Consider the following 16,605-nt stretch of genomic DNA (forward strand, 5'->3'; position numbering starts at 1 on the left):
ATCTCGGGTAAGCGAAATGGGATGAGGAAGGGAGTAATGATAGATGTCTGCTAGATGTCAACTAAGTTCGGAGCTTGTTTGATGACATGGCTTTGGCAAAAAAATTAGAGGAGTGAAATGATGAGTAAAACGAAAATGGTAAGCGCTTTCTTTCTGTCTGTATCTTTGTTGATTAGCGGAATAGGCACTGGCATTGCACAGGCGGGCACATTTGACGAGAATTATTATATTCTGCCTAACGTATCACCAACAGGTCCCTTATCACGTTTGAATGTAGAATTTAACGATGTGGTGAACACCTTTGGCCAATCGAACTATGTGAAAACGGGATTGAGCATGCAGACGCAATACTTAAGCTTAGACACGTACTCTCACCAACAGAATTATAATTGGGATCCCTTTAATTTAAACGAACAATTGCAATTTGCGCATGATAACAATGTGCCCGTCCTTATTCAGCTTAACGCAGGTGGATGGGCTGGGCATGAAGGACTGATGAATGCATTATCGGATGATACGCGTGTCACGACGTGGGATACCAACAACTGGGATATGTATCGGAGCATTGATCAGCACAATTATATGTCTTACTCGCGGAAGAACCTAAAGCATTATGCATTCAAGAAGCGGAACCTGCAACAGGTCGCTAATCGGTTAGTGGAATGGCGCGCGCAGAATCCTGATCTTCTCGTAGGTGTCAGCCTGGATTCCGAGGATTGGGAATATGTATGGGATGGTACGCGTTACTCCGACTATAATCCCTATTCAATCTCGGAGTGGATTGAATGGTTAACAGCCACGGGCATCTACGATCCAACGAACGGTGCTTACAAGGGAGAAGCACGGAGTCCTGTGTTTACGTCGATTGCTCAGTTTAATACGTCGATGGGAACAAGTTTCGCATCCTGGAGCCAAGTCGATCCTCCACGCACGCGTAATGATGGGAATCCTTTCTGGGAGGAATGGACCCGCTGGCGGACGATGCTGCTCAAGCATCATCTGCAAGATCTGACGCAGGTACTCATTGATGCCGGGCTGCCGGCTAATCGGGTATATTCTCATCAGAATTACAATCCATCAGGGACTGAGGGGTATTATCTAACATCTTCCATTTTAACAACAGCTGATTTATCCCCTGGTTCCTTAGGCGTAACGCTTTATGGCGATGCTACAAAAGATTCCAGTTATATGGCGCAAGTGCTTGGATATAACAAGAATTGGGGGGCACCTGAGTATAATCCCGAGCAGAAAACGGATAAAGCTTCCGCTTACACAGGCTTGCAAAAGACCTATGAGGGTGGCGCGCAATATATTTCTCCCTTAAGTTGGAACGATCCAGCAACATCGCCTTACGAAATCAAAAATACGCAATATGAAGCAGCCATTAAAGATTTTATAGCCAACTATGGGGGGCAGCGTCGTCCTACTCAATTCGATATTGAAAATCCAGGAACGCTAGTTTATGATTTTGTATCGAATTTTAATCAAGCTGTGGTAAGTAATTCTCCTGCTGCCAGCAGTGGCTCGCAGATTGTTGGCGGCGAATCGAAAAACGGCATCTTTCTGCATGCCCCTAATACTGGAGATGCGACAGCGGTGTACAACAATATTGCACTTCCGACCGTTGCCAATGGAGATCGCTTAAAGCTGGCCCTATATTCGGGACTAGTGGATGGAGCCAACGGCTCGGATGGGTATGTAGTAAAAGTGCTTGTGAACGGAACGAATGTATTTACCGGTGATTACTCGGTACCGGCTTATAGTCTTTGGCATCGCTGGGAACCAGCCATGATTGATTTAACCGCCTATGCAGGTCAGACCGTACAGGTGACATTAGCCTCCCAGAAGGGGGACAGCAATAGCAACTACGACTGGATTGTCTTTGGTACCCCTGCGATTTATAAGGGAACACCTGATTATACGGCGCCAAGCCAAGTTACAGGGTTATCGGCAACAGCTGTAGGAAGTCATCGCATCAATCTGAGCTGGAGCCCGATTTCCAACCAAGGAGTTGCGGAATACAAAGTATATCGCAGCACAACCTCAGGTTTCACACCAGGTCAAAGTAATTTGGTCGGATTCAGTAATAAGCCGCTGTACGCTGATACGAACTTAACACCTTCCACAACCTATTATTATAAGGTCTCGGCTATAGATGATGCGGGGAACGAAGGCACTCCTTCTGCGCAAGCGTCTTCAGCTTCCGGCACTAATAATATAACGGCTCCGCCGCAAGTTACCGGTGTTACAGCCACGCTAAGCGGCTCGAAAGACTCTGTTGCCTTATCTTGGGCTGCCAGTGGTGCGAGTAATATTCGAACCTATAACATTTATCGCAGTACGAAGAGCTCGTTTACAGCGGATGCGACACAGCTCATTGATTCTGTAACAGCGGGATCAACGACATCGTATACCGATTATGCCCTGTTTGATAACAAAAGCTATTATTATCAAATTACCGCTTGTAATACCAATGATGTTTGCAGTGCCGTATCTAGTACCGTTTCCGTAACGGTACCTGGTAATTCCAAACTGTGGTCCTTTAACACGAACGGCAATTACGAAGGTTGGAACATGGCGAACGATGTGACGAGCACCTCAGTGAATGGCCAGCTCAATGTCACGTTATCTGGACCTGATCCATATATCACCTACACAACGAATTTAAACTTACGTGGCAAGCGCAGTCATTATGTGAAAGTGGTGATGAAGAACAATACACCAGCTACGTCTGCTCAATTGTTCTGGACAACCGACCAGAATCCCAACTTCTCAGGCTCTCAAACGTTAGTAGTTCCCCTTGTCCCAAATGATACTTTATATCGCACATACCTATTTAATATTGGCGATCTCTATCAATTTGCGGGTGTTCTGCAGAATATAAGGTTGGATTGGAATGCAAGCTCAGGGTCAGCTAACATTGATTCTATTGAGATTGTTGACGGTTCTGAGTTGAACGCCTGGGAATTTAATACGAATGGCAATGCAGAGGGGTGGGTCACCCAAGCCCAAGTAGACAGTTCAACCGTCACGAGCGGGGTATTCCAACTTTCATTTACGAATCGGACAGATCCAACCGTCAATTCCTTAGATAATCTTAAAATAACGGCTCGTCCAAACCAATCCCTTCGCATGCTTGCTAAGAATAGCACAGGTGCTCATCAGGCAACCCTGCAGTGGATTACGGATACCGATTCGACATGGGATAAGGCGAAGAGTGCGACAATTTCCATCAATCCCAATGATGGCGGATTTACCGATTACAACTTCCCTGTTGGTGCTAGCTCTACGTGGACAGGGACCATTAGGCAGCTGCGTTTACATCCGATTACAAGCGATGGAACAACAACGTGGAGCGGTACGATGGATATCGATCGGCTCGTATTCGGAGCAGGTCTTCCTGTATCCAATGCTGTAACCTTTGGCATGCCAGGCAATGGCAAGGTTGATTTGTATTGGGCACAGAACCGTGGTGATACGGGGGCAAATGTGTACCGAAGCACCAGTTATGATGGTGTGTATACCAAAATCAATGACGCCCCGATCTCCATGCACTATCAAGATACTACAGCTGTGAATGGGCAGACCTATTACTATAAGCTTCAATATACGAATTGGTTGGGATCGGGTATCATGACAAGGCCAACAGGGGCCATGACCCCTTCCACAGGAACGATAACTTTGCGCGAACCCAATTTCACCCAGTATATAAGCGGTACAGGAAATTGGTATTATCAAGTGTATAATGGCAGTACTTACAGTAATATGACCTATGTACATGACCAAAGCTTTAACGATTATTGGAGTGGAGGCGGAGCTAAAATTTCGCGGGTATCCATGAATCCGGCCGTTGGTAATGATCCTGTTCTGAAATGGGTTGCTCCGAGCACAGGCAATATTACGATAACAGGAAGGCCTGAATATATCGTCTCGAACCGAACACAGGGAGATGGGGCCGACCTGAAGATTCTAAAAAATAGCACTCAATTATGGTCCGCATCCCTTGCCCCGACTAGTTACGCAACAGAATCCGCGACGCATTCTCTAACGGTTGCCGTTAATCAAGGAGATGTCATCTACTTCAGAGTAAATGCGAAGACAGATGCGACAAGCGAATCGATTTGGTGGAATCCACAAATATCCTATTAAACGTTTCAGTCGTCAATCCCAAACGAGCTCTCGTTTGGGATTGGCTATTTAGGCTGCTTATTAACCCGAAAAGCAAGTTTATCAGATCGTAAAGATAATTGCCCTATGTAAAAATGTTTGTCTACAGAGGCCCTACGGCTATGAGATATGATGAATTTGTAAAGAAGAACAGCGTTCATAGGAGGAGTCAAATGAAGAAGAACTTGCAAGTGTTAATGGTTACAGCTGTATCTTTGTCGTTGCTGCTTACGTCAGCTTGCTCTACGAAGAAATCGGATGCTCCAGCTGAAACGGCAGCTGCGAGTGCATCAGCACAACCTGCGAAGGCGTTACCGGACATCGATCCATTTAAATTTAAGGATCCCGTAACAGTCAATTTTGGCAAGAGCGTTGTGGACATTAAGAAATACGCGGAGGGCGAGGATCCAGAGAATAACGCTGTTTACAAGTTGATGAACACCACGATTAACATCGTAGCCAAGAACAAGTTTGCCGTTCCATTTGATACGTACCAGCAGAAAATTAAGCTGGGAATTGCTTCTAATGATATTCCGGATATATTCTATGCCGACCAAGAAATGCTGGAAGAGTTAATTAAGAATGATATGCTGGCTGACTTAACTCCGTACTATGAGAAGTATGAAACAGAAAACGCGAAGAAAATCCTTTCTTACGGCGATAAGGTGCTTTTTAAAGGAGCCACCAAGAACGGTAAATTGTATGGCATGCCGAATGTGTCTGACGCACAGAATGGTGTACCAGCAGCTTACATTCGTAAGGATTGGTTGGAGAAGCTAGGTGGCAAAAAACCAGCCAGCTTTGAAGAACTTATTGCTCTTGGTAAGGATTTTGCCACGAAAGATCCGGATGGAAACGGTAAAGCGGATACACTCGGATTCGCTTTTAATAATGAGTTGGATCTACGCTACACGTCCTTTATGAATGCATATGGCGTGTATCCAAAGGTCTATATGAAAGGTGCAGACGGCAAATTCACTTATGGAAGTATCGATCCGAAGATGAAGGATGGTCTTGCGAAGCTGGCGGAGTTGTACAAAGCAGGTGCCATTGACAAAGAGTTTGTTACACAAAACATGCCGAAAATGGCAGAGGGTGTATCCAAAGGCAGTGTAGGTATCTTCTTAGGCGAGTTCTTCTCACCGCTATGGCCGTTGCAGGATGCACTAAAGAATGTTAAAGGTGCAGATTATATTGGTATACCGGTTCCAGGTCTTGGCGGCAAGGAATATAAGCCGTATGTGCCAATCAACGCTAATGGCTATTTCGTTGTTCGCAAAGGTTTTGAACATCCAGAGGCACTTATGTTAATTCTGAATAATGAAGCCGAAGTGAGCTACAACAACTTGAACAATGCCTGGTCGAAGGGCTATGCGGATATAAATAAAAACGAGAAGTATGCAGCTCTAGGAGGCGTCAATAACTGGTTACCGGTATTTTTAGATCGTCCTGATGCTAACCTAAACCGTTATAATTTGTTTAAATATGCGATTGATAATAAAGATGATACGAAGATGCCAGAGGATCAACGGACAACCTTCCTGAATGTGAAGAAAGGGATGGAAGGAGATCCGAATAACTGGGCATGGTACAAAACGTTCTTGGAAGGCGTACCTTCCGCAGGCAGCTATAAAAACGTAGTCCGGAACGATTGGATTGGTTCCCCTACGGCAACGGGCAAGCTAAAAGGCGCTGCGCTTAAGAAATTGGAAGACGAAGCGATCATTAACATCATCGTTGGTCAGAAGCCGGTTGACGAATTTGATGCCTTTGTCAAACAGTGGAAAGAACAAGGCGGTCAACAAATTCTAGATGAGATGAACGCTGCTTCGAAATAATAACGTGTATTTAATTTACTTATTCTTTCCGTCGGGTAAGTTGCACCCCCTGCAACTTATCCGGTGCAGAGAATATAAAGGAGCAAGCGCATGAGGATTTCTTTAGAAGGAGCACTTACCCGATTCCAGCGTCGCCCTCATAGGTCAGCTAAGCGCAATAACCAGGCTTGGCAACTGCACACCATGATATTTCCAGGTATGTTGCTTCTATTCCTTTTTAATATTGTCCCCATGTACGGCATTCTCATTGCATTCAAGGATTTTATTCCAAGTAAAGGAATATGGAACTCACCGTGGGTGGGCTTGCAATACTTTGATTTTATGATGCAATTGCCAGATGTGTGGTTAGTAACGAAAAATACAATCATTATCGCGGGTCTTAAAATATTGCTTGGATTTCCTGTACCGATTATTGTTGCACTGCTATTAAATGAAATAGGACGGTCATGGTTTAAGCGGACGGTTCAAACGATCGTATATTTACCGAATTTTTTATCTTGGGTCATTTTATCGGGCTTAATTTTGGATGTATTTGCGGTGAATGGCGGACTTGTTAATAGTTTTCTGAAGTTTTTCTCCATAGAACCTATTTATTTTTTAGGGGATAACACGTATTTTCGATCCATAATTATATCTACAGATATTTGGAAAAACTTCGGGTGGGGAACGGTCATCTATATGGCTGCCTTAACGAGCATCGACCCCTCACTATATGAATCTGCGATTATGGATGGGGCATCCCGCTGGAAACAAACCTTGCATATTACCATACCCGGCATCGTTCCCATTATTATGCTCACAGCCATCTTGAGTATGGGGAATATTCTAAATGCGGGCTTTGATCAAATATTTAATCTGTATAATCCACTTGTCATGAAGACGGGCGACATTATTGATACGTATGTGTATCGGGTAGCTTTCAATGATGCCAACTGGAGCTTGAGTACGATGGTAGGACTCATCAAATCCGTTGTAAACAGCCTGCTCATCGTTACAGGATACTGGATGGCCTATAAGTGGACGGATTATCGGGTATTTTAAAAGGCAGAAGGGAGTACACGATGAGAAAATGGGATCAAACATGGGGCTTTCGAGTCTTTGCTATCGGTAATTACCTCTTTCTGACCGCAATAGCCTTATTATGCCTATTGCCACTGCTTAACGTGCTGTCCGTATCACTCAGCTCGAGCTACGCGGCCAACGCAAACCTTGTAAAGCTATGGCCTGTAGATTTTACGCTAAAGTCCTACCAACTAATTTTCTCCAGGAAGGAGATTCATGACGCATTTGTGATCTCCATTGAACGGACGGTGTTGGGCGTTCTGCTTAACAACATCCTAACGGTCTTCATGGCGTACCCGTTGTCCAAATCAGGCCTGCGGTTCCGTGGACGAAATATCTACATGTGGACGATCATATTCGTTATGCTATTTAATGGGGGACTTGTTCCCACCTACATTCTTGTTAAAGATCTTCATCTTATCAATACAATATGGTCACTTATTCTTCCTGGTGCCGTGCCCATCTTCAGCGTTATTCTCATGATGAATTTCTTTAAGCAGCTGCCGAACGAAATAGAAGAAGCTGCTTTTATCGATGGGGCATCTTACTGGAAAAGTTTACTCTATGTGATCATTCCGCTGTCCATGCCCGTCATTGCGACGGTTACCTTATTTCATTTTGTTGCCCACTGGAACGATTGGTTCTCAGGTCTGCTTTACATGAACGATCTCAAGAACTATCCCCTACAGACTACGCTTCAAACTGTCTTAAAGGGAGCAGACATCAAATCGTTGGAAGATGCCAAGAATTATAGTGATGTCTCGAGTCGGACGCTGCGAAGCGCACAAATTTTCGTGACCACTCTCCCTATTTTAATTCTTTATCCATTCCTGCAAAAGTATTTCACCAAAGGAATTGTCCTTGGTTCTGTTAAAGGGTAGGGCTAACCTCTATATGCAATCACTCATTGGAGTGGCTGCAAGTGGAGGTTTTCTTTTTATATAAGCATCCCCACTGGTAATCGTAATGTAAAGATATTACCCTTTCGGTAAATATTTTTTCCTTTGTTCCGGAGGGGGAATCATATTATGATGAGGGTAGAGATTTCATAAATCGCTAACCATGGAGGTAGCCCCATATGCAGAAGCGTAACCAGCTCATCTATGTACTTGGCACACTGTTTCTCCTTGGGGGAATGGCGTTATTCTACCAGTATATTATCGACCCTTCACAGACGAACACAGGAGCTCATCCTACCAAGAATAATCCTGCTCCCCTAAGTTCCTCAGCTGATCATGATCTATTTGGGAAATACGATAAACCTATCGATATGACCGTCTACGCTGGAATTAATGATGTGATGAAATTCGCTCCCAATGAATCGATCGATGATAATTTCCATACACGCATCCAAATGAAGTACTTAAACATTCATTACATCAATAAATGGGTAGCCGATGGCAGCAAAATTAACGAAAGGTTAAATCTCGCTATTGCCAATAATGATCTGCCTGATGTGATTCAAGTGGATATTTCCCAATTAAACCGTTTGATTCGAAATGGACAGATACAGGATCTAACGGGAATATGGGAGGATTATGCCTCCGAGGCCCTCAAGCAAAATATGGGCTACCAGGATAATGCTGCGTTCCTTCCTGCAACGAAAGACAAAAAAATATATGGGATTCCACTTCCCTATGATGCTGGTAATCATACGGCCATGATGTATATTCGCAAGGATTGGTTATCTAAACTTGGTTTGAATCCACCAACGACCTATGAAGAGTTGCGTGCGGTCGCGAAGGCATTCGTCGAGCAAGATCCCGATGGAAATAGCAAGAATGATACCTTTGCCTTCTCTATGGATCAAGGGTCCGCGGAGGGAGGAATTGGCGGCTTTACCTTTGAAGCGCTTGCTGCTGCATTTCATGCCTATCCTCGCAGCTGGATTCGGGAAAGCAACGGCTCTGCGGCCTATGGCGGCATTCAGCCAGAGATGAAGGAAGCGCTAGCAGCGGTCCAGGACTTTTATCTGATGGGCGCCATAGAACCGGAGTTTCCCATTCATGATCTGCCTAAATCCATGCAGCGAGTAATTAACGGAAAAGTTGGAATTGTATTCGGACCCTTCTACTACCCACTATGGCCGCTAAAAGATACTCTGCAGAATGATCCTAAGGCAGACTGGCTTGTTCTTCCGATTCCAGGAAAGGGAGGAGAGAAGGTGGTTCCGCGCTCCGTCATCTCCACGAATAACTGGGTTGTTGTACGTAAAGGGTATGAGCATCCGGAAGCGCTGGTAAAGTCAATGAACCTATATTTTGCGATGCAGGAGGGGATCGGAGAGGTTGGTCAACTTTGGCGAGAGGCCAATTCTGGCACTTACAAGGATATGTCGATTCATTTATATGCCAAACCATATGCCTTCGATTCGCCCAATCGCAACATGCAGACAGGTAAGCAAATTCTAGAGACGATTGACCATAATGACGAGTCCTATCTGAAGACGCAAGCAGCGAAAGATAATTACTTCCAGAATATTAAGCCGGGGGGATTATCGGGGTGGGGGTTTCGTAAGGTGTTCTATGATGCGGAGCGTGTTCTTGCCCAATACGACAAAGTGCAATACTCCATGTTTTTTGGAGCTCCTACGCCAACTATGATCGTAAAAGGAAACGCACTTGCCAAGCTTGAATACGAAATGTATAACGAAATTATTATGGGAGCGCCGCTTTCTAAGTTTGATGATTTTACGGCCTTATGGCGAACCTATGGCGGGGATGATATAACAACCGAAGTGAATGCATGGGCTCGTGCGAATACATCCCTTAGGGGAGGAACACCATGATTAGCATGCGTTTTAAACTGGCTGTAGCCCGAAAAAGTGTGCTGTGGCGATTGTTTTTTGGACTTGTCCTCGTGTCTATTCCCTTCTATGGGCTAACTTTCCTGGCAGCCTCTAAGGCTTCGGACGTGATCACGAAGGAAGTAGAGATGACCAATCAGTCGAGACTGCAGTTCTACGTGGATTTCTTGGAACAAGAGATGCAGAATGTGAAACAAATGATGATGGCGCTGAATAATGATGTGGACGTCCCGCTCTATTATCTGCAACAGAGTGCTGCTTTTTCTCATGAGAAATATACGCTTTATCAGGTAATTAAGAGCAAAATGAACATTGTTTATTACTCCAGTAACTATATTTCTGATGTCTTCTTGCTGCTTCCTGAAACGAATAAGCAAATTACCTTCAATAACGGGGAATCCGATTTGGATGACAGGAAGAGAGGGATATTAGCTAGACATGCTGCCTCTGTTCAACAGACAGATCATTATGTTAAACAAGATACCGTGTCCTTCTCTGTTTCCTTTCCGGATCAGCAGACAGAGCAGAAAGTGGTTAGTTATGTGCTCGGTGTCGAAATTTCTCAAGAGCGGATCTTAAAGGCACTAAGCAGCTTCCGTGGTAACTCCGATCATCAAATGCTGCTGATTAATAATCAATCCAAGCTTCTGGTGGGGGCTAACCAAGTGCCAGACAGCGGAAAAAAAGTATATGAAGGCATTCAACAGGATCCAAAGCTTAAGACAGTCACGTATCAGCGTGAGAACTATATGGTTCAATCCGATACTTCGCCAGACGGCCTTTTTACGCTTGTTTCCTACATTCCTGAGAAAAAAATCTTATCACCGATTTACATGCTGCGTTACCTATTTTGGCTAGTCTTTCTGGGATCATTGGCCTTATTTCTACTCCTTTCTGTGCTCATTTATAACCAAATTCATAAGCCGTTGCGTGAATTAGTACGATTGATGCGATTGGTAGAAGGCGGTAATCTTCAGACAAGTGATTTACACGTGCCAAATCATGAATTTGGCTATGTGCATCGTCAATATAATCGCATGGTGAATCAGCTTCGGACGCTGATTCAAGAGGTGCTGGAGAGTAAAATCCAGCTCCAGCAGGCTCAGTTGAAGCAACTGCAATCGCAAATTAATCCTCATTTCCTTTTTAACTGTTTCTATATCGGTTATCGCATGGCGAAGTCAGGTGAAACGGAGAATGTAGCTAAGCTGTGCAAATATTTAGGTGATTATTTTCGATTCGTTACGCATCGCTCGATGCACGAAGTACTCCTCGTTGATGAGGTGAAATACGCGAGTATTTACTTGGAAATTCAGAAAATGCGTTTCACTTATAAACTCGACTATGCGATTTCCATGGAGGATGAGGCTAGTCTTGCTGCAGTACCAGGTTTAATTTTACAACCTCTCGTCGAAAATGCCATTCTTCACGGTATTGAGAAGATCGATCATCCAGGCATGATCGAGATTAAAGTAAAGCGTTTGGAAGGTTGCGTTCAAGTGTCGGTAGAGGACAATGGTGTCGGCATGGGAGAGGAGCAGAAACGTCAACTTAGACACCAACTTGAGAAGTCGGCACATGAGCCTGACCACTGTGGGCTATGGAACGTACATTGGCGATTAAAGCATCGTTTCAAAGGTACCGAGGGGCTCGAATTATTGAATCGCACAGACGGTAGTTCTGGCTTGGTTGTCCGTTTTACGATCCCAGTTATGGCATCTGAAGTCCAGCATGAAGTTTCATAGAATGGAGGAAGCTTATGTACCGATTGCTAATTGTAGATGATGAACCGCCGATTGTGGAGGGATTGGCAGAGATGGTGGAGCTGCAGCAGCTTCCCCTGAAGAGCATCCGACTAGCCTACTCTGCGAAAGAAGCTCTTGAACTCTTCGAAGAGGAACCCTTCCATATCGTCATTGCGGATATTCGGATGCCGCATATGAGCGGGTTAGAGATGATGGACAACATTCGTGCCTACAATAAGGATACACAGTTCATTTTTCTAACGGGATACATGGATTTCGATTATGCTCGTCAAGCGCTTCAGCTCGGTGCGAGTGATTATTTATTAAAGCCTGCAGAGGATGAGGAAGTACTGAGAAGCCTTGATAAAGTCATTCGAACGATTGAACATAGCATGGAACAAATGATGATGTTGGAACAGGCGAAGTTACGAAGCGATGAGTTGCTGCAGGCTCATCAAACCGAATATCTTAAAAATATGCTCTCTTCATCGAAGCCGCCACCCAAATTAGAGGAATTGGAGACCGAGTTTCGTAGACTTCAATTCCCTTTTCAGGCGGGGACCAAGGTGCTGGCTCTGGTGGTTCGTATTGATGAGTGGAGAGGAAAGTTTCATTCGCATGACGAAACGTTAGTTGAATTTGCTGTTCAAAATATGATTAGTGAAATGCTGGCATCCACGAAGGTTAATATGTCATTCCGAATCGGAAATGGATTTATCGCGCTTACGTTGCAGCCCCAGTTCATAGATTCGGAGTATGATGTCGCTACTATTTTGAAATCTAAACTTATGGAAATCCAGGATGCCATTGATCACATCATAGGCGTGGTTGTTTCCGTTGCGGTCTCACCGCAGCCCTTTTCATGGGAAGAATGGGCAACTGAGATGCGTCTGCTAATCACCTATGTGAAACAAACACTTGGGAAGGGACGCATGATCATTCCACACCAGATGGGAAATGATCACGACTTAGGTGAGGCCAAACAGCTTATTCAAACGATTATTCAATCCATGAACCTTCGTCATTATGGGGATTGTGAACGCGGGATTGGTAAGCTGATTGCTTATGCGGAGAGCGCACCAACCGACAGTTCTCATAGGTTGTCTGTGCTCCTGATGTCTATTTCGGCAAATGTAATCAATATCGCACTTCAAAATGGTATTTCCTCCCTTCTTGGACCGATTGAGGTGGAGAAGCTCACCAATTTATACATGCACAAGAATGCCGAAGCTTTCAAAACCTTCTTAATGGAGATCCTGCATGTGATTTTCACACAATTAAATCAATCACCGAGTAATCCTTCAGATGCACTTGTCATGCAAGTGAAGCTGTATATTGACCGTCATTTAAACGAAGATCTTTCCTTAAATGCACTTTCCCAGAAAATACATGTGAATCCTTCCTATTTATCACGCATTTTCAGTCAGGTCGCGAAGGAGCAGCTCAGTGTCTATCTGACTCGCAAACGGATCGAACTGGCTAAACAGCTTCTAATGGAGAAGGAAGAATTAAAGGTCAATGAAATTGCGGCTCGTGTCGGCTTTGATAATCCCAATTATTTTGCCAAAGTATTTCGAAAAGCAACAGGAGCAGCACCACTTGATTACCGAATCGCCCATTCGAGATAAACGAAGAGTTACTTCCCATGTGGAGGTGACTCTTTTTTTTGGTAAAGAATTTGTCCCCACGTAAACATCTTTCTCTAACCGCAGCTTAGAGTGATCTCGTATGATGAAGAAAGAAGATCAGATTGTAAGGAGGATATCGCAATGGAAATGAAGTGGTTAAAATCGGTATGGGGCATGGGAGGCAGCATGGAGGAGCAATTCGCTGCGATAGCAGAAGCGGGCTACGATGGTATAGAGTCCCCGCTACCCCTAGAAAAAGATGAACAATTGTTCCGTTCTTTGCTAGAAGCATATAACTTTAAGTATGCAGCGATGATATTCACGGGGGATGATCATTTAGCAACGTTTCGCTATGGACTCGAAGCGGCGGCCAGGTTTGATCCGCTGGTTATTGTCGCACATAGTGCTAAGGATGCAATGCCTTATGAAGAGCAACTTCACTTCTATAAGGAAGCTGTTCGCATGGAACGGTATTATGGCATTTCAGTCGGACATGAAACCCATAGGGGGAGGGCTATGTTTACTCCTTGGGTGACAAGCAAGCTTCTTCAGGAAGTCGAAGATTTACGAATTACAGCAGATTTCAGTCATTGGTGCTGCGTCTGCGAATCCCTGCTTGAGCATCATCACCAGGCTGTACAGCTTGCTTGCCAGCGAACCATTCATATCCATGGTCGAGTCGGTCATGCACAAGGTCCGCAGGTACCTGATCCCAGTGCGCCTGAATATGCCAATGAGCTTCAGGTGCATCTAGGGTGGTGGATGGAAATTTTAAGCGAGCGCCGCTCAGAAGGAGCGTCAATCATGACGTTTACGCCTGAATTTGGTCCATCCCCTTACATGCCTACCATTCCGCATACGAAGCAGCCGGTGGCAGATTTATTCCACATATGCCGATGGACAAAGGATCATGTAAGACAGGTTTGGAACCAACTGTCTGAGCGAGTGTAAGAGATTAAGCACGGATAGGCACACAGAGGAGGATATGTGATGGAATGGGCAGCGAAATGGGTATGGGTGCCAGGGTTGGAAGAGGAGAGTAATTGTTACGCGGAATTTCGAAAGGTGATAGAAGCCGATTCGTACGAGGGGTCCCTTCTTCATATATCGGCGTGCCAAGAATATGCGCTTTATATCAATGGCGTGTTAAGGGGGAGGGGGCCTTCACCCTGCACACCTAAGTATCAATATTACGATACGTATGAAATAGAGGATTGGCTGCAACCTGGCCGGAATGTAATTGGGGTTGTTTGTTATCATTTCGGTGAAAAGGATATCGTAATTGAACAAATGCAAGGCGAGGCAGGGTTTCTGCTTCAGTTAGACATAGACAGGGAGACGGTCGCATCAACAGATGAGAGTTGGTTATGCAGACGTTCTCTACGTTGGGCGCATATAAACAATCGAATAAGCCGTTGGAGCGGGTTTAATGAAATTTATAAAGTGGCCGATGAGGATGGTTGGGAGCATGATGGCTATGATGACAGCGGATGGTCCCAATCAAGTGTGCGGGCATCCGTTTCAGATCCCAAGAGTCCTTGGCAACACGTTATCCCCAGAGAAATTCCATTCCTGTATTCGGAGTTGAGTGATCCAGTTTCTCTTGTCCGTGTGGAAACGAATTATGGAGGGATAAGCAATCCGCGAATGATGTTACAGAGTGACCAGATTAGGGGGAGAATGGAGGTTGTAGCGGATCGTCCTGGTGCCATGCCAGCAGTCGTGTTTGATTTTGAAAAGGAAGTCGTAGGCAGACCTCTTATTCGGTTACAGGCACCTGAAGGAGGCACGATCCGAATTGCTTACGGGGAATCGCTGGAGCTGCAGGATGTTGATACGTTTATTCTTAAAAAAGGATTAAATGTCCTTCAGCCCTTTGGTCGGAGGGCTTGCCGATATATGAAGCTTACCTTTATGGCATTGCCTGTGCCCATTCAGGTTGCGTCTGTACAATTCGATGCTGGTCACTATGCGTTCGGGCCTGCCGGTCAGCTCGAGACCACTGATGTGAGATTGATGCAAATCTGGGATATCAGTGTTGTTACGACCACGCAGAATAGCCAGGAGCACCTAGAGGACTGTCCATGGCGTGAAAAAGCGTTGTGGGTGGCGGATGCAGTGGTTATGGGCAAGGTGATCTATCATGTCTACGGTGACACTAAGCTGCTGCGCAAATGCCTGCTTCAAGGGGCTCGAATTCAGAATGCAGATGGATCTATTCCTGGGACAGGACCGGAGTCTAATTCGCATTTGCTCCCTGACTTCTGTGCGCATTGGCTGCTTGGCGTGCATGACTACTTCCGTTATACGGGAGATGTGGAACTGCTCCGCGAATTGTGGGGTGCCGTTGAACGATTGGTGAGTTGGTTTAAGCTGCAGGAGGACGCGTATGGGCTGTTTGCAGGCGCAACGCGGCCTGGATTTTTTTGTTTTATTGACTGGACACCCCATATCGACCGAAGGGATAAAGTAACCGTTATTTCACTTCTGTATGTGAAAGCACTGAAGGCAGCGGCAGTTATGGCCGAAGTACTTGGCCATACGGACCAGTCGCTGAATTGGCAGCATCAGGCGGAAGGGATTGCGGCAGCTGTCAGGAAGCACTTATGGCTTAGCGATAAGGGGGCGTATGCAGATTGTATGGACGGTGCGGAGGTTTCGTCGCACTTGTCGCTCCAAACCAATTTTGCCGCAATATGGTGCGATTTGATGACGAAAGAAGAGGCACTTAGCTTCATTCATACCTATTATGACGGAGAGAAGCTGCCACGGATTACAGGTGCATTCTTTCAACATCTGGTACTTGAAGTACTGCTTTCTTTGGGTCTGCAAGACCGCGCAATGGGGTTGATTCGGAGCTTCTGGGGAGGGATGGTAGATCGGGGAGCGAAGACATGGTGGGAAACATTTGATCCGGAGAGTCCTTCATGTACAATACCAAGCACATATCAAGGCAATGTTCCTACCTACTTATGGGAGGGTCCGCTAGTGAGTATGTGCCACGGATGGGGTGCTTCCCCTGCTTATATACTGGGCAGAATGCTTCACGGCGTCGACATATCGGATTTAGGAACGGGCAAGGTTAGACTACTGACGCCTGCGCTGCAGGAGGGAGAGGCTAGCGGTGTCATTCCAACCAAGCACGGGGACATTCGTATAGCGTGGTCAGCACTAGGAGAAAAGGTAAGCGGAACCGTGCAAATCCCGAAAGAGTTCTCGTGGGAGAAAGAGGCGGGCTATCCGGAAGGGATTCATATTCAGTCGGTATAGGAGTGGGGAACGGGCAGCCATAGGCTGCCCGTTTTGCATAAGCGAAATGATCTTGTAAATATATTTACGGATTGTAAAGATGTTGCTCT

9 protein-coding genes are annotated in these 16,605 nt (G+C 45.3%); all 9 read left to right on the forward strand.

Annotated elements, in window-relative coordinates:
* Positions 1-120: 120 nt before the first annotated feature.
* The 9 genes from MJB10_RS09210 to MJB10_RS09250 all read left to right on the forward strand — a co-directional run bounded on the left by MJB10_RS09210 (position 121) and on the right by MJB10_RS09250 (position 16,516).
* Positions 121-4,149: a fibronectin type III domain-containing protein gene (locus MJB10_RS09210; RefSeq protein ID WP_314803811.1), complete on the forward strand. Its 4,029-nt coding sequence runs from the start codon at positions 121-123 to the stop codon at positions 4,147-4,149.
* Positions 4,150-4,340: 191 nt separating this feature from the next.
* On the forward strand, positions 4,341-6,005 hold the full coding sequence (locus MJB10_RS09215) for a type 2 periplasmic-binding domain-containing protein (RefSeq protein WP_314803813.1): 1,665 nt from the start codon (positions 4,341-4,343) through the stop codon (positions 6,003-6,005).
* Positions 6,006-6,203: 198 nt separating this feature from the next.
* Positions 6,204-7,046: an ABC transporter permease gene (locus MJB10_RS09220; RefSeq protein ID WP_314803815.1), complete on the forward strand. Its 843-nt coding sequence runs from the start codon at positions 6,204-6,206 to the stop codon at positions 7,044-7,046.
* Between the two features lie 20 nt (positions 7,047-7,066).
* Entirely contained in the window at positions 7,067-7,948 is an 882-nt protein-coding gene (locus MJB10_RS09225; RefSeq protein ID WP_314803818.1) for a carbohydrate ABC transporter permease, read from the forward strand.
* Between the two features lie 197 nt (positions 7,949-8,145).
* On the forward strand, positions 8,146-9,855 hold the full coding sequence (locus MJB10_RS09230) for an extracellular solute-binding protein (RefSeq protein WP_314803820.1): 1,710 nt from the start codon (positions 8,146-8,148) through the stop codon (positions 9,853-9,855).
* Positions 9,852-11,618, forward strand: coding sequence for a sensor histidine kinase (locus MJB10_RS09235; RefSeq protein ID WP_314803824.1), 1,767 nt, complete (start codon positions 9,852-9,854; stop codon positions 11,616-11,618). The genes MJB10_RS09230 and MJB10_RS09235 overlap by 4 nt, the downstream gene beginning before the upstream one ends.
* Positions 11,619-11,632: 14 nt before the next feature.
* Positions 11,633-13,246, forward strand: a complete 1,614-nt coding sequence (locus MJB10_RS09240) for a response regulator transcription factor (RefSeq protein ID WP_314803827.1) — start codon at positions 11,633-11,635, stop codon at positions 13,244-13,246.
* 141 nt (positions 13,247-13,387) lie between these two features.
* The gene (locus MJB10_RS09245; RefSeq protein WP_314803829.1) at positions 13,388-14,197 is read left to right on the forward strand and encodes a sugar phosphate isomerase/epimerase family protein; all 810 of its coding nucleotides are present in this window, start codon (positions 13,388-13,390) and stop codon (positions 14,195-14,197) included.
* A gap of 39 nt (positions 14,198-14,236) precedes the next feature.
* Positions 14,237-16,516, forward strand: coding sequence for an alpha-L-rhamnosidase-related protein (locus MJB10_RS09250; protein ID WP_314803832.1), 2,280 nt, complete (start codon positions 14,237-14,239; stop codon positions 16,514-16,516).
* The last annotated feature ends 89 nt before the right edge of the window (positions 16,517-16,605 follow it).

The organism is Paenibacillus sp. MBLB1832, from assembly GCF_032271945.1.
GTDB classification, from domain to species: domain Bacteria; phylum Bacillota; class Bacilli; order Paenibacillales; family NBRC-103111; genus Paenibacillus_E; species Paenibacillus_E roseopurpureus.